Source organism: Cellulomonas sp. NTE-D12, assembly GCF_027923705.1.
Classification (GTDB): domain Bacteria; phylum Actinomycetota; class Actinomycetes; order Actinomycetales; family Cellulomonadaceae; genus Cellulomonas.
On sequence record NZ_AP026442.1, the window covers coordinates 3,041,297 to 3,063,814 of the forward strand.

Annotated in this window: 17 protein-coding genes; all 17 read right to left on the reverse strand. The window is 71.7% G+C overall.

Annotated elements, in window-relative coordinates; genetic code table 11:
• Nucleotides 1-4: 4 nt before the first annotated feature.
• The 17 genes from mmsA to QMF98_RS14160 all read right to left on the reverse strand — a co-directional run bounded on the left by mmsA (nucleotide 5) and on the right by QMF98_RS14160 (nucleotide 22,352).
• On the reverse strand, nucleotides 5-1,534 hold the full coding sequence (gene mmsA, locus QMF98_RS14080; RefSeq protein ID WP_337973569.1) for a multiple monosaccharide ABC transporter ATP-binding protein: 1,530 nt from the start codon (nucleotides 1,532-1,534) through the stop codon (nucleotides 5-7).
• 83 nt (nucleotides 1,535-1,617) lie between these two features.
• Entirely contained in the window at nucleotides 1,618-2,766 is a 1,149-nt protein-coding gene (chvE, locus tag QMF98_RS14085; RefSeq protein ID WP_337973570.1) for a multiple monosaccharide ABC transporter substrate-binding protein, read from the reverse strand.
• A gap of 171 nt (nucleotides 2,767-2,937) precedes the next feature.
• Entirely contained in the window at nucleotides 2,938-4,443 is a 1,506-nt protein-coding gene (gene araA, locus QMF98_RS14090) for an L-arabinose isomerase (protein ID WP_337973571.1), read from the reverse strand.
• A complete protein-coding gene (locus QMF98_RS14095) occupies nucleotides 4,440-5,195 on the reverse strand; it encodes an L-ribulose-5-phosphate 4-epimerase (RefSeq protein WP_337973572.1) in 756 nt (251 codons plus the stop codon). Before QMF98_RS14095 ends, araA begins: the two co-directional genes overlap by 4 nt.
• Nucleotides 5,196-5,221: 26 nt before the next feature.
• A complete protein-coding gene (locus QMF98_RS14100; protein WP_337973573.1) occupies nucleotides 5,222-6,868 on the reverse strand; it encodes a xylulokinase in 1,647 nt (548 codons plus the stop codon).
• 89 nt (nucleotides 6,869-6,957) lie between these two features.
• A complete protein-coding gene (locus QMF98_RS14105; RefSeq protein ID WP_337973574.1) occupies nucleotides 6,958-8,028 on the reverse strand; it encodes a LacI family DNA-binding transcriptional regulator in 1,071 nt (356 codons plus the stop codon).
• Nucleotides 8,029-8,039: 11 nt separating this feature from the next.
• Entirely contained in the window at nucleotides 8,040-8,906 is an 867-nt protein-coding gene (gene proC / locus QMF98_RS14110; RefSeq protein ID WP_291758032.1) for a pyrroline-5-carboxylate reductase, read from the reverse strand.
• A gap of 182 nt (nucleotides 8,907-9,088) precedes the next feature.
• Nucleotides 9,089-11,071 (reverse strand): efflux RND transporter periplasmic adaptor subunit, encoded by a 1,983-nt coding sequence (locus QMF98_RS14115; RefSeq protein WP_337973575.1) that lies wholly within the window; start codon nucleotides 11,069-11,071, stop codon nucleotides 9,089-9,091.
• The gene (locus tag QMF98_RS14120) at nucleotides 11,064-11,993 is read right to left on the reverse strand and encodes a hypothetical protein (protein ID WP_337973576.1); all 930 of its coding nucleotides are present in this window, start codon (nucleotides 11,991-11,993) and stop codon (nucleotides 11,064-11,066) included. Before QMF98_RS14120 ends, QMF98_RS14115 begins: the two co-directional genes overlap by 8 nt.
• A gap of 53 nt (nucleotides 11,994-12,046) precedes the next feature.
• Complete coding sequence (locus tag QMF98_RS14125) at nucleotides 12,047-13,279, reverse strand: ABC transporter permease (RefSeq protein WP_337973577.1); 1,233 nt, start codon at nucleotides 13,277-13,279, stop codon at nucleotides 12,047-12,049.
• Nucleotides 13,276-14,109 (reverse strand): ABC transporter ATP-binding protein, encoded by an 834-nt coding sequence (locus QMF98_RS14130; protein ID WP_337973578.1) that lies wholly within the window; start codon nucleotides 14,107-14,109, stop codon nucleotides 13,276-13,278. The genes QMF98_RS14125 and QMF98_RS14130 overlap by 4 nt, the downstream gene beginning before the upstream one ends.
• On the reverse strand, nucleotides 14,102-15,478 hold the full coding sequence (locus QMF98_RS14135) for an efflux RND transporter periplasmic adaptor subunit (protein WP_337973579.1): 1,377 nt from the start codon (nucleotides 15,476-15,478) through the stop codon (nucleotides 14,102-14,104). Before QMF98_RS14135 ends, QMF98_RS14130 begins: the two co-directional genes overlap by 8 nt.
• Before the next feature lie 252 nt (nucleotides 15,479-15,730).
• Nucleotides 15,731-18,001, reverse strand: a complete 2,271-nt coding sequence (gene yicI / locus QMF98_RS14140; protein ID WP_337973580.1) for an alpha-xylosidase — start codon at nucleotides 17,999-18,001, stop codon at nucleotides 15,731-15,733.
• Between the two features lie 28 nt (nucleotides 18,002-18,029).
• Complete coding sequence (locus tag QMF98_RS14145) at nucleotides 18,030-18,923, reverse strand: carbohydrate ABC transporter permease (RefSeq protein ID WP_337973581.1); 894 nt, start codon at nucleotides 18,921-18,923, stop codon at nucleotides 18,030-18,032.
• Nucleotides 18,920-19,858 (reverse strand): carbohydrate ABC transporter permease, encoded by a 939-nt coding sequence (locus QMF98_RS14150; RefSeq protein WP_337973582.1) that lies wholly within the window; start codon nucleotides 19,856-19,858, stop codon nucleotides 18,920-18,922. The genes QMF98_RS14145 and QMF98_RS14150 overlap by 4 nt, the downstream gene beginning before the upstream one ends.
• 92 nt (nucleotides 19,859-19,950) lie before the next feature.
• Complete coding sequence (locus tag QMF98_RS14155) at nucleotides 19,951-21,282, reverse strand: ABC transporter substrate-binding protein (RefSeq protein WP_337973583.1); 1,332 nt, start codon at nucleotides 21,280-21,282, stop codon at nucleotides 19,951-19,953.
• 62 nt (nucleotides 21,283-21,344) lie between these two features.
• Complete coding sequence (locus QMF98_RS14160; RefSeq protein ID WP_337973584.1) at nucleotides 21,345-22,352, reverse strand: LacI family DNA-binding transcriptional regulator; 1,008 nt, start codon at nucleotides 22,350-22,352, stop codon at nucleotides 21,345-21,347.
• Nucleotides 22,353-22,518 lie beyond the last annotated feature (166 nt).

The following is a 22,518-nucleotide window of genomic DNA, read 5'->3' on the forward strand; positions in this document are numbered from 1 at the left end:
GGCGTCAGTCCTTTACCTTGGTCATGAGCTGCATGAGGGATTCCTGGGTCGCCTGCTCGCGCGGCACCACACCGGTGATCCGGCCGGCGCTCATCGCATAGATGCGATCGCACATGCCCAGGAGCTCGGGCAGCTCGGAGGAGATGAACAGCACCGCCTTCCCGGCGTCCGCGAGGCGGTTGATGATCGTGTAGATCTCGTACTTGGCGCCCACGTCGATGCCGCGCGTCGGCTCGTCGAGGATCAGCACGTCAGGGTCGGCGAAGATCCACTTGCTCAGCACGACCTTCTGCTGGTTGCCGCCGGACAGCTTGCCGGCGAGCGCCAGGACCGAGGGGGCCTTGATGTTCATCGAGACGCGCGAGTCCTGCGCGACCTTGGTCTCCTCGTTGTCGTTGACCCAGCCGCGGCGGGACACCTTGCCGAGGGCGGCGACCGAGATGTTCTGCTTGATCGTCTCGATCAGGTTGAGGCCGTAGCGCTTGCGGTCCTCCGTGGCGTACGCGATGCCGGCGGCGATCGCGTCCGGCACGGTGTGCAGGCGCAGCTCCTTGCCGTCCTTGATCACCCGGCCCGAGATGTCGGCGCCGTAGGCCCGGCCGAACACGCTCATCGCCAGCTCGGTGCGGCCCGCACCCATCAGACCTGCCAGGCCGACGATCTCGCCGCGCCGCACGTTCAGGGAGGCGTGGTCGACAACGACGCGCTCGTGCTGGATCGGGTGGTGCACGGTCCAGTCCTCGACCCGGAGGACCTCCTCGCCGATGGTCGGCGTGTGCTCCGGGAACCGGTGCTCGAGGTCGCGACCCACCATGCCGCGGATGATCCGGTCCTCCGTGACCTCGTCGCGCTTCATGTCGAGCGTCTCGATGGTGCGGCCGTCCCGGATGACCGTCGTGGAGTCGGCGATCTCGGCGATCTCGTTGAGCTTGTGGGAGATCATGATCGAGGTGATGCCCTGCCCCTTGAGCTGCCGGAGCAGGTTGAGCAGGTGCTCGGAGTCCGCGTCGTTCAGCGCCGACGTGGGCTCGTCCAGGATGAGGAGCTTGACCTCCTTGGAGAGCGCCTTGGCGATCTCCACCAGCTGCTGCTTGCCGACCCCGATGTCCGCGATGCGGGTGGTCGGGTTCTCGGTCAGGCCGACTCGCGCCATGAGGCGCGCGGCCTCGGCGTTCGTCTTGTTCCAGTCGATGAAGCCACGCTGCGACAGCTCGTTGCCGACGAAGATGTTCTCCGCGATCGACAGCAGCGGGTTGAGCGCGAGCTCCTGGTGGATGATGACGATCCCGCGCTGCTCGCTCGCGCGGATGCTGTTGAACTTGCACAGCTCGCCGTCGAAGTAGATCTCGCCCTCGTAGTCCCCGTACGGGTAGACGCCCGAGAGCACCTTCATCAGCGTCGACTTGCCGGCGCCGTTCTCTCCGCAGATCGCGTGGATCTCGGCCCGCGCGACCGTGAGGTTCACGTCCTGGAGCGCCTTGACTCCGGGGAACGTCTTGGTGATGCCACGCATCTGGAGGATGTCGTCACTCATGTGCCCAACCGATCCTGCTGTCTCGGGGCGGCGCCCCGCCGGAACTACCGGCGGGGCGCCGCGCTGCTGATCGAGGCGGGACGTCAGCTCAGCTGCGCCTCGGTGTAGTAGCCACCGTCGACGAGGACCTTCTTGTAGTTGTCCTTCGTGATGATCTGCGACTCGAGCAGGTAGGACGGGACCACCTTGACGCCGTTGTCGTAGGTCTTGGTGTCGGTGACCTTCGGCTCCTGACCCTTGAGGATCGCGTCGGTCATGGCAACCGTGACCTTGGCCAGCTCACGGGTGTCCTTGTAGATGGTCGAGTACTGCTCGCCCTTGATGATCGACTTGACCGAGGCCGCCTCGGCGTCCTGGCCGGTCACGATCGGGTACGGCTGGCTGGCAGTGCCGTAGCCGACGCCCTTGAGGGCGCCGAGGATGCCGATCGACAGACCGTCGTACGGGGACAGCACGCCGGCGACCTTGGAGCCGTCCGCGTAGGTGGACGTCAGCAGGTTCTCCATGCGGGACTGCGCCGTGGCCGGGTCCCACCGCAGCGTGGCGATGGTCTTGAAGTCGGTCTGGCCGGACTTGACGACCAGGACCTTCTTGTCGATGTACGGCTTGAGGACGCTCATCGCGCCGTTGTAGAAGAACGTCGCGTTGTTGTCGTCCGGCGAGCCGGCGAACAGCTCGATGTTGAGCGGGCCGGTCTTGCCGGCGTCCTTGCCCGAGGCGTCGAGGACACCCAGGCCGGTCAGCAGCGAGGTGGCCTGCTGCACGCCCACCTTGAAGTTGTCGAACGTCGTGTAGTAGTCCACGTTCGCCGAGTTGCGGATCAGGCGGTCGTACGCGATGACCTTGATGCCGTTGGAGTGGGCCTGCTCGAGCTGGCTGGTGAGGGCCGTGCCGTCGATCGAGGCGACGATCAGGACCTTGGCGCCCTTGGTGATCATCGTGTCGATCTGGTTCACCTGGGTGGGGATGTCGTCCTCGGCGTACTGCAGGTCGACCTTGTAGCCCAGGGCCTCGAGCTGGCTCTTGACGTTGTTGCCGTCGTTGATCCAGCGCTCGGAGGACTTGGTCGGCATCGCGACGCCGATCAGGTCGCCCTTGGTGGCGGCGCCGCCACCGGCGGTGCTGCCGGCGGTGGAACCCGAGGTGGAGCCCGCGCCGCCGCCGCTGCACGCGGCCATCGTCAGGGACAGGGTGAATGCTGCCGCAATGGCAGCGATGCGCTTGACGTGCATCGATGATCTCCTCGTTGAGATTCACGGCCATACGACGATATGGCCGCGGGTACTGCGTCTGTGGTGCTCAGACGGACGAAGGTAAACCTCCGGCGTCACGTGTTCTCGTGGTCCAGGTTAGCGCTCACATCTGCGTTTTCCCAAGGCCGTGGAGTCACATTTGGGTAACAGCTAGATTCGCTGCGCCAGGCGGTAATACGCGGCGTTGAAGCGCACCTGGTCGCGGAACCCGCGGGCCGTGGTGGCCTCGTCGATGACGAGCAGCTCGGTGCGCGCGATGGTGGCGAACACCTCGAAGGCGTCGACGCCGGCGGCCGTGGACAGCACCGTGTGGTGCGCCCCGCCGGCGGTCAGCCAGGCCTCCGCCGACGTGGTGAAGTCGGGGCGCGGCTTCCAGACGGCCCGGGCGACCGGCAGGTTCGGCAGCGCCGGGTGCTCCACCAGGTCGACGACGTTGGCGGTCAGCCGGAACCGGTCCCGCATGTCCGCGAGCGACACCACGACGCCGACGCCCGGGTCGGCGTCGAAGACCATGCGGACCGGGTCCTCCTTGCCGCCGATGCCGAGCGGGTGGATCTCGACCTTCGGCGTCGAGGTGGTCAGCGACGGGCAGATCTCGAGCATGTGCGCACCGAGGATGCGCTCGTCGCCCGGGGTCAGGTCGTAGGTGTAGTCCTCCATCAGCGACGCGCCACCGGGCAGGCCGGCGCCCATCACCTTGGCGGCGCGGACCAGCACGGCCGTCTTCCAGTCGCCCTCGGCGCCGAAGCCGTAGCCCTTGGCCATCAGGCGCTGCACGGCGATGCCCGGGAGCTGGCGCAGCGCGCCGAGGTCCTCGAAGTTCGTCGTGAACGCCTTGGCGCCCAGCTCCCCGAGGAACGCCTCGAGCGCCGCCTCCTGGCGGGCCGCGTACCGCAGGGACTCGTGCCGCTCGCCACCCTTGCGCAGCTCCGGCACCACGTCGTACAGGTCCTCGTACTCCGCGACCAGGGAGTCGACCGTGGCGTTCTCGACCGCGTCCACCGCGGCGACGAGGTCGTTGACGCCCCACGTGTTCACGCTGACGCCGAAGACGTGCTCCGCCTCGGTCTTGTCGCCCTCGGTCACGGCGACGTTGCGCATGTTGTCGCCGAAGCGCGCCAGGCGCAGCTCGTGCGTGGCGGCCCAGCCGGCGGCACCGCGCACCCAGGTGCCGACGCGCGCGGTGACGGTCGGGTTCGAGGCGTGGCCGACGACGGTGGTGCGGGCCACGCCGAGGCGGGCCAGCGCGTAGCCGTACTCGCGGTCGCCGTGCGCGGCCTGGTTGAGGTTCATGAAGTCGAAGTCGATGCCGTCCCACGGCAGCTCGACGTTCGCCTGGGTGTGCAGGTGCAGCAGGGGCTTGCTCAGCACGTCCAGGCCGGCGATCCACATCTTGGCCGGGGAGAACGTGTGCATCCAGGTGATGACGCCGAGGACGTCGTCACGGCTGTTCGCGTCGAGCATCGCCCGGCGGATCGCGGCGGAGTCGGTCAGCACCGGCTTCCAGACGATCGTGGCCGGCACGTCGTCGCTCGCGCCGAGGGTGCGCGCGACCTCCTGCGACTGCTCCGCCACCTGGCGCAGCGTCTCCTCGCCGTACAGGCCCTGGCTCCCGGTCAGGAACCAGACCTCGCGGTCGGCGTACGGCTTGCTCATGCTCGGGACTCCTCGTCGAGTGCGGAACCGGTGGAGACCGGGGCGCTGTCGCCCTGGCCGTAGACGTTCTGGTAGCGGGCGTACAGCGCGTCGATGTGGCGCTGGTCGATGGGGATCAGCTCGCCCAGCTGGCGGGACAGGTGCACCGTGCGGGCGACCTCCTCGACCATGACGGCCGCCTTGACGGCGTCCTTCGCGTCGCGGCCGATGGTGAAGGGGCCGTGGTTCTGCATCAGCACGGCCCGGCTGCGGGAGCCGGACAGGGTGTCGACGATGCCGCGGCCGATCGAGTCGTCGCCGATCAGGGCGAACGGGCCGACCGGGATGGGGCCACCGAACTCGTCGGCCATCATCGTCAGCACGCACGGCACGGCCTCGCCGCGGGCCGCCCACGCCGTCGCGTACGTCGAGTGCGTGTGCACCACGCCGCCGACGTTCGGCATGTGCCGGTACACGTAGGCGTGCGCCGCGGTGTCCGACGACGGGCTGCGGGTGCCGTCGACGAGGTTGCCGTCCAGGTCGCAGACGACCATCGACTCCGGCGTCAGCTCGTCGTACGTGACGCCCGAGGGCTTGATCACCAGCAGGTCCTCGCCGTCCTCCGCCGGGACGCGCTGCGAGACGTTGCCCGCGGTCCACACGACCAGCTCCCAGCGCGGCAGCTCGGCGTGCAGCCGGGCGACCACCTCACGGGTGCGCTCGACCTCGGCGCGCACGGCGGCCGAGTACTCGGACAGGGGTCGGACGGTCATCGGTGACGGCTCCTGGGTCGCGGGGGTCAGAGGGCCAGCGTCGCGGCGCGCTCGACGGCGAGCCCGGCCTGGTAGCGGTCGAGGTAGGCGGCGAACCCGGCCACGTCGGCCGCGTCCGGCTCGACGACGTCGAGGTCCGCACCGGCGAACACGCGGGTGCGCAGGTACTCGCCGAGGTCCTGCTCCGCACCGGAGGTCAGGTAGGCGGCCAGCACGGCGATCCCCCACGCGCCGCCCTCACCGGCGGTGCGACCGACGGCGACCGGCGCGCCGATCGCCGCGGCGAGGAACCGCTGGGCGACGCCGGCGGTGCGGAACACGCCCCCGTGGGCGAACATCGCGTCGAGGCCGACGCCCTCAGCCGCGAGCACGCGCATGCCGAGGCTGAGCGTGGCGAAGGCGCCGTAGATGCTGGCGCGCATGAACGTCGGCAGCGTCAGGCTGCTGCCGGGCGTGCGCACGACGAGCGGCCGGCCGGACTCCAGGCCGGTGACCGGCTCGCCGGCCAGGTAGTTGTAGGCCAGCAGGCCGCCGCCGTCCGCCTCGCCCTCGAGCGCGGCGCGGAACAGGGTGCCGAACACCTCGTCGGACGAGGAGCCGTGCCCGGAGCGCAGCGCGAACTCGCGGAACAGGCCCACCCAGGCGTCCAGCTCGCTGGCGCCGTTGTTGCAGTGCACCATCGCCACCGGGTCGCCGGCGGGCGTGGTGACCACGTCGAGCTCGTGGTGCACGTGCGCCAGCGGCCGCTCGAGCACCACCATCGCGAAGATCGAGGTGCCGGCGCTGACGTTGCCGGTGCGCGGTGCGACGGAGCTGGTGGCGACCATGCCGGTGCCGGCGTCGCCCTCCGGCGGGCACAGCGGGATGCCCGCGCGCAGGCTGCCGGTCGGGTCGAGCAGCGCGGCACCCTCCGGGGTGAGGTTGCCGGCCTCCTCGCCGGCGCAGAGCACCTGCGGCAGCAGGGCGTCGAGGGCCACGCCGGGCTCGAGCCGGCGGTGCGTGGCGAGCAGACCGTCGACCGCCGCCAGCATCTCCTTGTCGTAGCCCCGGGTGGCAGGGTCGATGGGGAACATGCCGGAGGCGTCGCCGACGCCGAGCACGCGGCGGCCGGTCAGCTGCCAGTGCACGTAGCCCGCGAGCGTGGTGACGAAGCGGACGTCGGGGACGTGGGGCTCGTCGTCGAGCACCGCCTGGTACAGGTGGGCGATCGACCAGCGCAGCGGGATGTTGTGGCCCAGCAGCTCGGTCAGCTCGGCGGCGGCGCGGCCGGTCGACGTGTTGCGCCACGTCCGGAACGGCACCAGCAGCCGGTCCTCGGAGTCGAACGCCAGGTAGCCGTGCATCATCGCGGAGACGCCGATGGCCCCGAAGGTCGTCGGGCGCACGCCGTACTGGCGCTGCACGTCCGCGAACAGGTCCGCCACCGCCGACTGCAGGCCGGCCCAGACGTCCTCGAGCGAGTACGTCCACACGCCGTCGACCAGCTGGTTCTCCCAGTCGTGGCTGCCGTTGGCGATCGGCGCGTGGTCGGGGCCGATCAGGCACGCCTTGATGCGCGTGGAGCCGAGCTCGATGCCGAGCGAGGTACGTCCTGAGGTGACGGCCTCACGGGAGGCGCTCGTCACGTCGGGGGCTGCGGCGTGGGCACGCGCGGCGTTGGGCACGACCACCATTGGTCCGCTCCTTCACGATCGGTCGTGGAGGATGTTAGCGCTCACATGGTCTGGTGCCAAGCCGCCTGGTGAGGAGGGCTTTCCGGGCCTCAGGACGTGCGGCGCAGGGACGAGGCGCGCACGACCAGGTGCGCCGGGATGATGCCCACCGTCGGCGGGCTGCCGGCGGTGGCTCCCATCAGGACGCGGACCGCCCGCGCACCGAGCGCCGCGAGGTCCTGCCGGACGGTGGTCAGAGCCGGGATCGTGTACGCGGCGCCCGCCTCGTCGTCGAACCCCGCCACGGCCACGTCGTCGGGCACCCGGACGCCCGCCTCCCAGAACGCGTGCAGCAGCCCGATGGCCAGCTGGTCGTTGGCGGCGAAGACGGCCCGCGGAAGCCCCTCCTTGACCAGGCGCCGGCCCACCGCCGCTCCGTGCGCCGCCGACCACCCCGACTCCATCGGCGCCGCCGGCTCGATGGGCGCACCCGGTTCGATCCCCGCCGACCGGCACGCGTCGCGCCAGCCCGCGAGCCGCTCCTGGGCGTCGAACCAGTCCTGCGGCCCCGCGACGTGCACCACCTCGCCGTAACCCTGCGCGAGCAGGTGCGACGTGGCCAGACGACCGCCCCCGCGCTGGTCGACGGCCACCTGGTGCAGGTGCTCCGCCTCCGTGCCGAGGTCGCCGGAGGAGACGATCACCACGGGCAGCGAGGTCGGCGCCTGCTCGAGGACCTGCATCACCTCGGTGTTGGGCGCGATCACCGCGAGGCCCTCGACGCCCTGGGTGAGGAACTGCTCGACCGCCTGGTGCATCGAGTCGGCGTCGAAGCTGCGCAGCATCGCCACCGCCACCACCGCACCGACCAGGCGGGCGGACTCCTGCAGGCCGACCAGCGTGCTGGTGGGGCCGAACAGCGTGCTGGCGGGCGCGACGACGCCCAGGACGCCCGTGCGCCGGGTGACCAGCGCTCGGGCGGCGCTGTTGCGGCGGTAGCCGAGCTCGGCGATGGCGGCCAGCACCCGGGCGCGCGTCTCCGGCCGGACGCTCGGGTGGTCGTTGAGCACGCGCGAGACGGTCTGGTGGGAGACTCCCGCGACCACAGCCACGTCGCTCATCGCGGGCGGGCGCGGGTTGGCGGCGCGGGACGTCGGCACGGCGGCGGGGACGTTCGGCACGGGGCGCGCCGTCAGTGCCGCGGCGAGGCGGACTGGGCCGAACCCAGCTCGCGGGAGCGCTCGTACGCCGCCCGGGCGGCTGCGACCACACCGGCACGTACCCCGTGGGCGTCCAGCTGCGCGACGGCGGCGACCGTGGTGCCGCCCGGGGACGAGACGCGCTCGCGCAGCACCACCGGGTGGTCGCCGCTCTGCGCGGCGAGCGCGGCGGACCCCTCAACGGTCGCGACCGCGAGGCGGGTCGCCAGGTCACGCGGCAGGCCGAGCAGCACCCCGGCCTCCGCCATCGCGTCGATCAGGTAGAACGCGTACGCGGGACCGGAGCCGGAGATCGCCGTGACGGCGTCGAGCTGCTTCTCGGGCACCCGCACCACCAGACCCGTGGGACGCAGGATCGTCTCGGCGAGCGCCAGGTGCCGTTCGGTGGCCGCCGAACCGGCGGCGAGCGCCGCGGCACCCTTGCCGACCACCGCCGGCGTGTTGGGCATGACGCGGATCACCGGGGTGCCGGCGGGCAGCCGCTGCTCGTAGAAGGCGAGCGGAAGGCCGGCGGCGACGCTGATGACCGGAGCACCGCCGCGCAGCGCCGGGCCGATGGTGGTGAGCACGTCGCCCACGACGTCGGGCTTGACGGCGACCAGGACGACGTCGGCACGGGCGGCCGCGTGCTCCGTGGAGGCTGCGGTCAGGACGCCGAGCCGACGGCGCAGGTCCTCGGAGCGCGCGACGTCCCGCTCCGCCACCTCGACGTCGCGCGGGGACCAGCCCGCCGCGAGCAGCGCCTCCACCAGCGTGCCGCCCATCACGCCGCCGCCGACGACCAGCACGTGGGCGCGCTGCGCCCGCTCGTCGTCCGCCCGGTCGGTGCCCTCGCTCATGCCCGGCCTCCCCCGTCGCGGCCGGGTGCTCCGGCCGTCCGCGCCGAGCCTAGTTGGGCCCGCCGATGGTCGGTGCCGACCGCGCGTCGGGGCAACGCACGGTCGGCACCGGGACGACGACGGCGCCGACAAGTCGCCGCGTCGTCAGGCAGGGTCGGCCCGCAGACCCGGGCCGACCCGGATCAGCCGCCCGGCCGTACGCCGCCGGCGGGCGGGCCGTTGAAGGTGCCGGCGAACTGCCGGTTGGCGCCCCCGTTGCCGCCGGACAGCAGGCCGGTGGACGACGAGGACCGGGTGCTGCTGACCATGGGGACCGAGAGGTCCGCGAGCACCACCTTCTGGCCCTCGGTCAGGCCCGAGGTGATCTGCGTCAGCTCGGAGCCGACCGCACCGCGCTGCACGGTCACGGTCTTCGCGACGCCGTTGTCCAGCACCTGCACCGTCGCCGTCTGGCCGTCGACGTGCACCGCAGAGGTGGGGACGGTGAGCACCTGTCCGGTGCCGGCCACCGTGATCACCAGCTGGGCGGACGAACCGCCGTACAGCTTCTCGGTGGTGGGCGTGACCGCGACGGTGACGGCGTAGGACGGTGTCGAGGTCGACGAGACGTCCAGCACCCCGATGCTGCTGACCGTGCCGGCCAGCGTCGCCGTGGTGGACGGCACTGTGATGGCCACCTTCTGCCCCACCTTCACCGCGTCGATCGAGGCGAGCGGGATGGTGGTGCTCACGACGAACCCGTCGGTGCCGACCACCGTGACCACGGCGGACGTGGACTGCGCCGCGACGCTGCTGCCGACCGACAGGCTCACGGCCGCCACCGTGCCGGCGATCGGCGACGTCAGCGTGACCAGGGACAGGTTCTGGTTGGCGATGTCGAGCTTGGACTGCGCCGAGTCGATCGCCGCCCGGTCGGAGAGGATGTCCGCCGCGCTCGCGACGGTGGTGGTCCCCGCGCCGGACCCGCCGGTGGACGTGCGGGCGGCCGACGACGAGCCGGACGTGCCGGCGGTGGACGAGCCGGTGCCGGACGACGTGCGGGTGCTGCTGCCGGTCGAGCCGGTGCCGGCCGACGGGCCCGACGTACCGGGACCGGACGTGCCGGCCGAGGCGGTGACCGCCTTCTGCAGCGCGCCGACCGCCTTGTCCAGGGCCTGGGCCGCCGTGCCGACGGCCGTCTGCGCGGTGCCGGTGGTGGTCTGCGCGGCGCCGACCGCGACGAGAGCCGTCCGGCACGCCTGCAGCTGCGCCGCCGTGGGCGGCGCGCCGCTGGTGACCAGCGACGTGGTCGTGGCGGTCGGGCTCGGCGTGGGCGTCGGGGTGACGGTCGGGGTGGGCGTCGGGGTCGGCGTGGCCGTGGCGCTCGGGCTCGCGGTGGGGCTGGGCGTCGCGGTGGGCGTCGGGGAGGCCGATGCCGTCGGGCTGGGCGTCGCGCTGGGGGTGGGCGTCGGGGACGGCGTCACCGCGGCGCAGGCCGTCTGGGCGTCCTGCAGCGCGGCGGTGCTCGCCTTCAGCGCCGTTTCGGCGGCGTCGTACGCGGTGAGCAGGGCCTGCTGGGCCTTCTGCACGCCGGCCAGGGCCGTGGCGACGGCCGGCGACGCACCGCTGGACGACCCGGCACCGGACGAGCCGGTCCCGGAGCCGGAGGTCGAACCGGAGGCCGAGCCGCCCGACGACGCACCGGCCGCGGCGGACGACGTCCCGGTGGCGGCACCGGTCGAGCTGCCGCCGGACGACGCCGAGGAACTCGTCGAGGCCGCGCTGGTCTGCGAGTCCAGGTCCGTCTGCAGCTGCTGCTGGGCCGTCTGGAGCGCGGTGGTCGCTGCGTCCACGGCGTTCTGCAGCGCCGTCGGGTCGAGGGTGGCCAACGTCTGACCGGCCGTCACCGTCTGGCCGACGCCCACCGCTACGGACGCGACCGTCCCTGCGACGGGGAACGCGACGTCGCGGCGGGTGGCCGAGGCGACGGTCCCGACGGCCGACACGGTCTGCGTGACCGAGCCCAGCTTGGCCGTCGCCGTGGTGTAGCGCGTCTCCGACTGCCGGGACATGGCCAGGGCCACTCCCCCGCCGGCGATCGTCAGCACCACGGCGCCGGCCGCCGCGAGCGCCGCGACCCGGCGCCCACGAGCTCGGCGCCGTCGCACGGTGGTCCGCTCAGGCATTGGAGCCCGCCGCCGGAGCGCCCTGCTGAGGCTGGCCGTTCTGGCCGCCGCGGTTGCCGCCGAAGCCGCGGTTGGCGGTCACGCACGTGCCGTTGGTCGGCGGGGACACGACGATGCTGGTCGCCGTCACCTTGCCGGAGGTGTCCGCCTGGCCGCGGGCCGTGGCGCACTGGCCGACGACGATGACCGACGCGTCCGCCGTCCTGGTGGTGCGGTACGTCGTCGCGGAGTCGACCGTCACGGTGGCGGTGCCGGTCGTCGTGCTGGGGCTGGTCGTGCCGGGGGTCGCGGTGCCGGAGGTGCCCGCAGCACGCGTGGTCGTCTGCACCGTGATCGTGCTCCCGGACACGGCCGTGACCAGGCCGTCGACCGGCCGGGCGAAGCCGCCCGCGCCGCCCGTCGGGGCACCGCTGGGCCGGGCACCGGAGCGCGGGGCGCCGGTCGGCATGCCACCACCGGGCGCTCCCGCCGCCCCGCCGAAGCCCGCCGCGCACGCGCCGTCGACCGGCTGGGTGATGGTGACGAAGGTCGCCGCGCCGGACGTGGACGACGTGGCGGTGCCGGACGACGCCGTCGTCGCCAGGATGCAGACCCCCGGCGTGACGTCCGCCAGGCTGCCGGCGACCTGCTGGCTGATGGCGGTGCTGGAGGTCCACGCGACGGCCGTCTGGCTGGACGTGTCCTGCAGCTGCATCACCTGGCCGGTGACGGCCGCGATGGTGCCGCGCACCCCGCCCCGGTCCTGCTGGGCGGCGCCGCCGCCCGATCCGGACCGAGCGCCGGCCGAGGCCGCGGGGGCCGCGGGGGCCTTCGCGTTGGCGGCGCCGCCGCCGCAGGCGGCAAGGGTGAGGACCACGACGGCGCCGAGCGGGAGGGTCCAGGCGCGGCGCAGCCGGGCAGCCCAGGGACGGGACGACGACATGGCAGAGCTCCTCGAGGTGGGGATGGTGCTGGTACTGGCGCGCTGCACGGCGATCACTCCGAGCGCAGTGCGTCGATGGGTGCGAGCCGCGCGGCCCGCGTGGCGGGGTAGACCCCGAAGACGAGCCCGATGGCGACGGCGACCACCACCGAGCCGGCGACCGCGACGCCGGACACGACGATGGTGCTGTTCAGCAGCTTGGGCAGCGTGTTGGCCGACACCACGCCCAGCAGGCAGCCGAGCAGACCGCCGGCCAGGCCGAGGATCGACGCCTCGACCAGGAACTGCCGGCGGATGGCCCACGGCGGGGCACCGAGCGCCTTGCGCAGGCCGATCTCCCGGGTCCGCTCGGTGACCGACACCAGCATGATGTTCATCACGCCGATGCCGCCGACCAGCAGGGACAGGGCCGCGATGCCGGTCAGCAGCACCGTCAGCGTGCGGGCCACCGCGGTCGCGGTCGACACCAGCGACTCCTGCGAGGAGACCGTGAAGTCCGCGCTCGACGCGGTGGTGATGGAGTGCAGGTTGAGCAGCAGCTGGGTCGCCTCCTGCGAGGCACCGGACAGCTGCTGGGCCGACGCCGCCTCGATGTAGATGCGGGAGACGGCGTCGCGGGTGCTGCCGCCGACCAGCTGCTCCGCAGCGGTGGAGAGGGGCACCACCGCGAGGTCGTCGAGGCTGGTGTTGCCGCTCGACCCGGCGGTGGACAGCACCCCGATCACGGTGAACTCGACGTTGTTGATGGTCACCGTGCGGCCCACCGCGTTGGTGGTGCCGTACAGCTGCGTGGCGGTGTCGGCACCGAGCACCACCACGTCGGCGCGGGCGGTGTCCTGCGCGTCGGTGATGAACTGCCCGGCGGACAGCTGCCGCGCCCGGACCCCCAGCCACGACGCCGTGGTGCCGGTGACGGTGGTGGTCCAGTTGGTGGTGCCGTTGACCAGCGACAGCTGGGTCGACTTCTCCGGGGCGACCGCGGCGATGTCCGGGGCGTTGTCCTTCGACGTCAGGGCGACGGCGTCGGACCGCTTCAGCGTGGTGTTGGAGCCGAAGCCGCCGCGGACGCCGGTGGTGCTGGTGCTGCTGCCGGGCGTGACGATCAGCAGGTTGGAGCCGAGGGAGTTGATCCGCGCCGACACGTCCTTCTGCGAGCCGAGGCCCAGGCCGACGGTGAGGATCACCGCGGCGATGCCGATGAGGATGCCCAGGATGGTCAGCGTCGAGCGCAGGGTGTGCGAGCGGACCGCCGACCAGGCGGTGTGCAGCGTCTGGGTCCAGGTCATCGTGCCGCCCCCTCGCGGTCGGCCACGTGGGCGGCCGCGTGATCGTCGGGATCGGTGTCGGACAGCACCCGGCCGTCCCGCACCCGCACCATGCGGCGGGCGTGCTCGGCGACCTCGAGCTCGTGGGTGATCAGCACCACCGTGCGGCCGGCGGCGTGCAGCTCGTCGAACAGGCCCAGCACGTCGGCGGTGGAGACGGAGTCGAGGTTGCCCGTCGGCTCGTCGGCCAGGATCAGGTCCGGGTCGCTGACCAGGGCACGTGCCACCGCGACCCGCTGCTGCTGGCCGCCGGACAGCTCGCCGGGCCGGTTGGCGGTGCGGTCGGCCAGGCCGACGCGCGCGAGGGCGTCCATCGCCCGGGTCCTGCGCTCCGCGGACGGCACCCCCGCGTACATCAGCGGCAGCTCGACGTTGCGCCACGCGGACAGCGCAGGCAGCAGGTTGAACTGCTGGAAGACGAAGCCGATCCGGCGGTTGCGGATGTGCGCCAGCTCCGCCTCGTCGAGCTCGGAGACGTCCTCGCCGGCCAGCCGGTAGGTACCGGTGGTGAGCACGTCCAGGCAGCCGAGGATGTTCATCAGCGTGGACTTGCCGGAGCCGGACGGGCCCATGATCGCCACGTACTCGCCCTGGTCGATCCGCAGGTCGACCCCGCGCAGCGCCTCGAACGTGATGCTGCCGGTGGTGTACGTCTTGCTCACGCCCGCCAGCTCGATCACCGGGGTCGCGGCGTGCTCGGCGAACCGCTCCTGCACCGCCGTCGGGGCGCCGATCGGGAGCACGCCGTCCAGCGGAGCCGCCCCGCCGTGCCGCGGGCTGTCGTCAGCCATTCGTCCGGCTCCCCGTCGTGCCCGCCTGCTGGCCGCCCTGACCCGCCTGACCGCCCTGGCCCCCCTGAGCAGGGAAGCCACCCGGGAACTGACCCGTGCCGCCGGCGCCGGTGCCGCGGGTGCCGGTGTACCCGCCGTAGCCGCGCTGGGTCCCCGTGCCCGACCCCGTCGCGCTGCGCGTGTACACGACCTCGCGCACCAGGTCGCCCTCAGCCAGGCCTGACGTGATCTCCGTCAGCTGCCCGGACGTCTCGCCCACCTGCACCTCGACGGTCTGCGCGGCGCCCTCGGCGTCCACCTTCTGCACGGTGCTCTTGCCGTTGGCGGTGGTGACGGCGGCGGTGGGGACGGCCAGCACGTTCGCACGCCGCTCGTAGACGATCGCGGCGGTCACCGAGATGCCGTCGTGCAGCTTGCTCACGTCGCCGGTCACGTCGACCACCACGGGGTAGCTCGCGACACCCGCGGAGGTGGACAGCAGCCCGATGGACGACACCGTGCCGAACACCGTGCCGGACAGGCTGGTCGACGTCATCTCGACCTGGTCGCCGACGGCCACCTTGGCGATGTCGCTGTCGCTGACGCCGACGGACACCTGGTAGGCGTCCGTGCCGACGATGGTGAACTGCGCGCTCGACGAGGAGGCGGAGGACCCGGACGACGAGGAGCCACCGGCCGACCCGGTGCCGCCCTGCCCGCCGCCCGCCGAACCGGCCGAACCGGCCGAACCGGAGGAGCCCGACGTGCCGGTCGACCCGGTGCCGCTGGTGCTCGTCGCGCCGGACGACGATCCGGTCACCTTCTGCCCCACGACCACGTTCACGCTGGTCACCAGGCCGGCGACCGGTGCGGTGAGGGTGGCCTCGCCCAGCGCCGTCGTGGCGCTGTCCACCTGCGACTGGGCGACGGCCACCTGGGCCGACGCGGCCGCGATCTGCGCCACCTGCGCAGCGGTGCCGGTCGAGGCGGCCTGGAGGTCGGCCAGCTTGGCCTGGTCGCTGGCGAGCGTCGCCTTCGCGGCCAGCAGGTCGGCGTTGAGCTGCAGGGTGTCGACGGTGGCCAGCGCCTGCCCGGCGGTGACGGTCGCTCCGGCGGCCACGTTCACGGCGGTGACCGTGCCGCTGACCGCGAAGTTCACCGTCTGGTTCACCTTGGGCGTCAACGTGCCGGTACCGGAGACCGACTTCTGCATCGTGGTCAGGCTCGCCGCCACGTCGCGCGTGGTGGTCGTCGCCGTCGTCGCGGCCGAGGCGGAGTCACGTCCTGCGAACCACCAGATGCCCGTGCCGGCGGCCGCCAGCACCACGGCCAGCAGCACCACCGCGATCACCCGACCAGCCGGGCGCGCCGACCTCCACCGCTTGCGCATGTCGTCCTCACGTCGTGTGCCGATGTTCGCGAGCGACGCTAGGGACGACGGCTGGACGCGCTGCCGATCCCGGCTGTGACCAGCCTGTGAATCCCGGGTGGGCGGTGCCCGGCGGACGCGGCAGAGCCCGGCGTGAGGGGGTCGGCTCACGCCGGGCTCTGGGCCCGGGGCGGCGTCGGGGGTCCGCCGCCCGCGGTCAGGCCGAACGGCCTTGGTCGGTGTCGGGTTCGGGTTCGGGGTCGGGTCGCGGGGTCAGTCGAGCGACAGCTCCGCGCGCCCGCCGGTCGCGTCGACCACCTGGTCGCCGGCCTGCAGCCGCCACGCCACGTCGGACGGACCCTCGGCCAGCAGCCGGTCTCCGTCGCGACGCACCATGAAGGTCGTCGCCGCCCCGCCGGTCGACGACGGGACCACCACCTCGCGCCGGTCGCCGTCGGCCAGCTCGAAGGCGCGCAGCGTCACGCCGTCCGCCCAGTCGTAGTCCGGCCGGTCGGTGACGGCGCCGACCGGCAGCACGGTGCCGGGCCGCACCAGCACGGGCAGCGAGTCGAGGCCGTGCACCTGGTTCACCCAGCGCGGGCCGGTCACCGTGGACCCGTCGAGCAGGGAGGTCCAGGTGCCCTCCGGCACGTACACCTCGGCGACGCCGTCCGGGGAGAGCACGGGCGCCACCAGCAGGCTGTCGCCCAGCATGTACTGCGTCTCGGCGGTGAACGCCGACCGGTCGTCGCCGAACTCGAGCAGCATGTGCCGCAGCATCGGGATGCCGTCGGTGTGCGCCTCCTCGGCCACCCGGCCGAGGTACGGCATCAGCGAGAGCTTGAGATGGGTGAACCGCCGCGTGATGTCGACGGCCTCGTCGTCGAACGCCCACGGCACGCGGACCGAGCCGGAGCCGTGCAGGCGGGAGTGCGACGACAGCAGGCCGAACGCCAGCCACCGCTTGAACACCAGCGGGTCGGGCGTGCCCTCGAACCCGCCGATGTCGTGCGACCAGTACCCGAAGCCGGACAGGCCGAGCGACAGGCCGCCGCGCAGCGTCTCCGCCATCGAGGCGAGCGAGGAGTCGTTGTCGCCGCCCCAGTGCACCGGGTACTGCTGCCCGCCGACGGTCGCCGACCGGGCGAACAGCACCGCGTCACCCTCGCCGCGCACGTCGCGCAGCACGTCGAACACCGTCTGGTTGTAGAGGTGCGTGTAGTAGTTGTGCATGCGGTCCGGCTCGGAGCCGTCGAACCACGCGACGCCGTCGGTGGGGATGCGCTCGCCGAAGTCCGTCTTGAAGCAGTCGACGCCCTGGCCCAGCAGGGTGCGCAGCTCGCCGGCGTACCAGTCGGCCGCCGCCGGGTTGGTGAAGTCGACCAGCGCCATGCCGGCCTGCCACAGGTCCCACTGCCACACCGACCCGTCGGTGTTGCGCAGCAGGTAGCCCTTGGCCTTGCCCTCCTCGAACAGCCGGGAGCGCTGGGCGATGTACGGGTTGATCCAGACGCAGATCCGCAGCCCCTTGGCCTTGAGGCGGGTGAGCATCCCCTCGGGGTCCGGGAACGTCGCCGGGTCCCACACGAAGTCGGTCCAGTGGAACTCGCGCATCCAGAAGCAGTCGAAGTGGAACACCGACAGCGGCAGGTCGCGCTCGGCCATGCCGTCGATGAACGAGCTGACCGTCTTCTCGTCGTACTCGGTGGTGAACGACGTGGTCAGCCACAGCCCGAACGACCAGGCGGGCACGCGAGCCGGCCGGCCGGTCAGCGCCGTGTACCGGCGCAGCACGTCCTTGGGCGTCGGGCCGTCGATGACGAGGTACTCCAGCACCTCGCCCGGGACCGAGAACTGCGTGCGCTCCACCATCTCGGAGGCGACCTCGAACGAGACCTTCTCGGGGTGGTCGACCAGCACGCCGTACCCGCGGGACGTCAGGTAGAACGGCACGTTCTTGTACGCCTGCTCCGAGGACGTGCCGCCGTCGAGGTTCCAGATGTCGACGGTCTGGCCGTTCTTCACCACCGGCCCGAACCGCTCGCCCAGGCCGTACACCAGCTCGCCGGCGGCCAGGGTCAGCTGCTCGTGCACGTACGTGTCGCCGTCCGGCCCGGTCGCCGCGCCCACGGACCGGTTCGCCGACGACGTGAGCAGCCGTCCGCCGGACCGGAACTCGACCAGCCAGCCGGGACCGCGGCGCACCCGCACCGTCAGGTCGCCGGAGGTCAGCTCGCCGACCTCGTCGTCCACCCGCACCTGCGGGACGAAGCCCGGCTGACCGGCGATCGCGAAGCCGGGGCGCCGCTCCACTCCCCCGTCGAAGTGGGCGATCCGCACCCGGACCACGCCCGGCGCGGGCGCCGAGTACGTGACGGTGATCAGCGGGAGGTTGAGCGTGTCGCCGCGGGTGCGGATCCGCTTCGCCGTGCCGTACACGGTCAGCGTGCCGGCCTCCGGGTCGGCGACGACGTCCCGCACCTCGGCGGGGCGAATCAGGGTGAACCCGTCGCGGTCCATCCAGTAGCCGTTGGTGAACTTCATCGCAGGGAATTCCTTCGCGGGTCGGGTGCTACTTCACCGCGCCGGCGGTCACCCCACGGGTGAGCGTGCGCTGGAAGAACAGGAAGAACAGGAGGGTGGGGAGCAGGGACACCAGGGCGCCGGCGTTCAGCGTCGGCACGTCGAGCAGGCGGTCGCCCTGCAGCGAGCTGAGCGCGATCGGCACGGTCTGCGAGGCCGGCGTGGTGAGCATCACCAGCGGGATGAAGAACTCGTTCCACGTCCAGATGAAGAAGAAGATCATCAGCACCGCGAGCGTCGGCCGGACGATGGGGAAGACGACTCGCCACAGCACCCGCCAGCTGTTCGCGCCGTCGAGCGCCGCCGCCTCCAGCAATGCCTTCGGGAATGTGCCCAGGACGCTGGCCAGAAGGTACGTGCCGAATGCCGACTGGATCACCGTGAAGATGATGACGATCGACCAGCCGCTGTTGTTCAGGCCCACCTTCTGGGCCATCGTGTACAGCGGGTACAGCAGCACCTCCTGCGGCAGCATGTTGGCCAGCAGGAACACCGCCACCAGCCACGCGCGGCCGCGCACCCGGCCGACGCCGATCGCGTAGGCGGTCAGCAGCGACAGGCCGGTGCCGAGCACCGACACCGCGGCGGACGTCCAGATCGAGTTCCACAGCTTCACCGGGAAGTCGACGGTGGTCCAGAACTTCGTCAGGCCCGTGAAGTACAGGTTGGTGGGCAGGCTCAGCGGACCGTGCGTCGAGTAGTCGGCGGGCGACTTGAACGCGTTGATCAGCATGAGCACGAACGGCGCCAGCATCAGCACCGCGATGACGGCGCAGCCGACCAGCACCACCCAGCGCAGGGCGCCGCGGTGGTGACGGTCGCCCGTGCGGGTGGCCTTGACGGGTGCGGCGACCTCGGTCGGTGCCTGCGCGAGCGTGGTCATCGGACACCCTCCTCGTCCCTGCGGGCGGAGCGGTTCTGCAGCAGCTGGATGACGGCGGCGACCACGACGATCACCAGCGTCAGGACGGTGGCGACGGCGGCGCCGTAGCCGACCTTGGACTTGTCGAAGAAGTTGAGGAACGAGTAGTACGACGGCACCAGCGTCGACAGCTCGGGGCCGCCGCGGGTCAGCACGTAGATCGGTGCGAACACCTTCAGCGCCGCGATGGTGCAGGTCAGCGTGATGACGAAGGTCTCGGGCTTGATCTGCGGGATGGTGATCGCCCGGAACCGGCGGAACCAGCCGGCACCGTCCAGCTCGGCGGCCTCGTACAGCTCGGGGTCCACCCGCTGCAGGGCCGACATGAAGATCACGGTCGGGTAGCCGATCTGGATCCAGACCAGCACCAGCATCACCGCGGGCAGCGCCGTCGAGGGGCTGCCCAGCCAGTTGGGCGGGTGCGCGACGCCGATGCTGTGCAGCATCGCGTTCAGCGACCCCGTCTCGGCGTTGAAGATCCAGTTCCAGACGATGCCGGCGACGGCCACCGGCATGATCTGCGGCAGGTAGTACGTCGCCCGCAGGAAGCTGGCGGTCCGGTTGCCGACGTTCTTGCCGATGTAGTCGAACAGCACCGCCGCCAGGATCAGGCCGATCAGCGTCGGGACGATCACCATCGCGACGATCATCCAGACGGAGTTGCGGAACGAGCTCCAGAACGCCGCGTCGTGCAGCAGGTCGGTGTAGTTGCCGAACCCGTACCAGTGCATGGGCGACAGGCCGCCCTTCCACCGGTGCAGGCTGTAGAACACGTTGAGGCCGAACGGCACGATGATCACGGCCGTCAGCGCGATGACACCGGGCAGCAGGTAGAGCCAGTAGACCGCCTGGCGCCGGCGTGCGGCGCGATGGACGCGGGGCGTCTGTACCGACATGAGGGATCTCCTGGTCCGGGTCGTCGGGTGTGTCAGCGCAGGTGGGCTCCTCGTCGGGCCCCGGGTTCCGTCCGGGGCCCGACGAGGTCACCTCACTTGCCGGTCAGGTCCTTGCGACCGGAGTCGTAGAACGTGCCGAGGTCCTTCAGCGCGTCGGCCGGGGCCTTCGAGCCGTTGACCACCGTCTGGCCGAAGCTGACCAGCTGGTCGTAGAAGCCGGCGACCGGCCAGTCGGGGTAGAACGCGAGACCGTCGCTCTTCACCACGGAGTCGAAGTTGTCCTGCAGGGTCTTGGTGTTCGGGTCCGTGATCACGGACGAGTCACCGGCGACCGGCAGACCACCGAGCTTGGCCATCGTGTCCTGCGAGGTCTTGCCCAGCGTGGCGTCGATGAACTTGGCGGCGAGCGCGGCGTTCTTCGAGTTCTTCGGGATCACCAGCAGGTTGCCCGACGAGCCCGGGTTCAGCTTGTTGCCGGGGAAGGTGAACTGGCCGAGCTTGAAGGAGGTGACCTCCTTGTTCAGGCGGCCGAACCACCAGGAGCCGGAGACCATGATCGGGTACTTGCCCGCGATGAACGCGGTGCCCATGTCCTCGGCCTTCAGACCGGAGGAGTCCTTGGAGATGTAGCCCTTGGACACCCAGTCGGCGAGCGTGTTGGTGCCGTCCAGCAGCGGGCCGGACGTGAAGTCCACGTTGCCCTTGAACAGCTCGAAGTTGTCGACGAAGGAACGGTCGGCCTTGTTCAGCACCAGCTCGTACCACAGCTGGCCGAGCGGGTACTCGGCGCCGGCCTCGGCCAGCGGGGTCACACCGTTCTGCTTGAACGTCGCCAGGGCCTTCTCGAAGTCGGCGAAGCTCGTCGGCACGGAGATCCCGTACTTGTCGAACATGTCCTTGTTGTAGAAGACGGTGACGTACTCGCCGTAGCTGGGGACGCCGTACCACTTGCCGGAGCCCATCAGGCCGTTCTCGTCGTACTTGGCGGTGGTCTGCACGGAGGACGACAGCTTGGAGTCCCAGCCGTACTTCGTGGCGTCGGCGCTCAGGTCGGTGAGCAGGCCCTGCGAGGCGAGCTGACCCGCGGTCGCGTTGCCCTTGTTGTACTCCATGACGTCCGGCACGTCGTTGCCGGCCAGCACGATCTTGGCGTTCTTCTGCAGCTGCTCGAACGTCTGCTTCTCGACCTTGACGGTGACGCCCGGGTTGGCCGCCTCGAACTCCTTGATGGCGGCGTTCCAGCCCTGCGTCATCGCCGAGTCGTCGCCCTCGTAGTGCCAGAACGTGAGGGTGGTCGGGTTGGCGGTGCCACCGGCGGCGGCGCTCGAGCTGGAGGACGAGCTGCCCCCGGACGAGCAGGCGGCCAGGGAGAGGGCCGCGAGGGCGGTCGCGGCGACCACCTTCAGGCGGGTCGAACGGATCATGACTTTCCTTCCGTCGTGCGGCTCGGCATCGAGCAGCGGGTGGGATGGAGCGGTGCGGCTCGTCAGGGGGTGGTGAGCCGGGTGACCGGACCGGACGTCTCCCGGACCTGCAAGGTGCAGGGCAGGTTGACCCCGGCCGGGGCTGGGCGGCCGTCGAGGACCTCGAGCAGGCCGTGCACCGCACGTCGGCCCTGGTCGGGGCCCGGTGCGGCGAGATAGGTGAGCGGGTGGTCGTACATGTCGCTGATCTCGCCGGAGATCGCGATGCCCACCACGGACATGTCACGCGGGACGGAGCGCCCCGCCTCACGCAGGGCGGAGGCGACGCCGAACAGCGCGAGCTCGTTCATCACGATCACAGCGGTCAGCTCGGGGTGCTCGGCGAGCAGGGCGGTGGTGGCTCGACGACCGGCCCCCGGGTTGACGTCGCACGGCGTGCTCACCGGTGTCAGCCCGCGCTGCGCCATCGACTCCTCGTAGGCGCGCAGGGCGCGGACCGACGGGCCGTAGCCGGCGTCGAGGTCCGCCTGCGAGCGGTTGACGAACGCGATGTGCGTGTGGCCCTGGCCCGCCAGGTGGTCCACCGCCACCTCGAGGCTCTCCTCGAAGTCGATGTCGACCCAGACCCGGTCGGCCGGGTCGGCCGAGCGACCGATCAGCGCGCACGCGAGGCCCTGGCTCTCGACGGCCTCGATACGAGGGTCGTCCAGGGCGACCTCCATCAGCAGCACGCCGTCGGCGGTGCGGCCCGCCGCGAGCTCCCGCAGCACCTCCGGCTCGCTGCTGCTGACCGGCCACAGCACCAGCTCGTACTCCGCCTCGCGGGCCGCCTCGACGGCCCCCTGCACGATCTCGTTCAGGGTGGCGCCGAGCGAGACGCCGTACACCGGGTAGGCGAGGGCGAGCACATGGGTGCGGCGCGAGGCGAGCGCGCGGGCGACGGGGTCACGGCGGAAGTCGAGCTGGGCCATCGCCTGCTCGACGCGGGCCCGGGTGGCAGCCGAGACGGGGCGCTTGCCCGTGAGGGTGTACGACACGGTGCTCAGCGAGACATGGGCCAGATCAGCCACGTCCTGCATCGTCGCCACGGCGAACCCCTTCGTTCGAAGCGCTTCCGCGAAGCGCTTCGACAAGAATGCGCGGCGAGGCAGATAACGTCAAGCGCGCGAACAAACCCGTGACCTGATCGAGACCGTCGGTGTCTGGACGAGCGTCCAGAGACGCTCGGACGGCCGG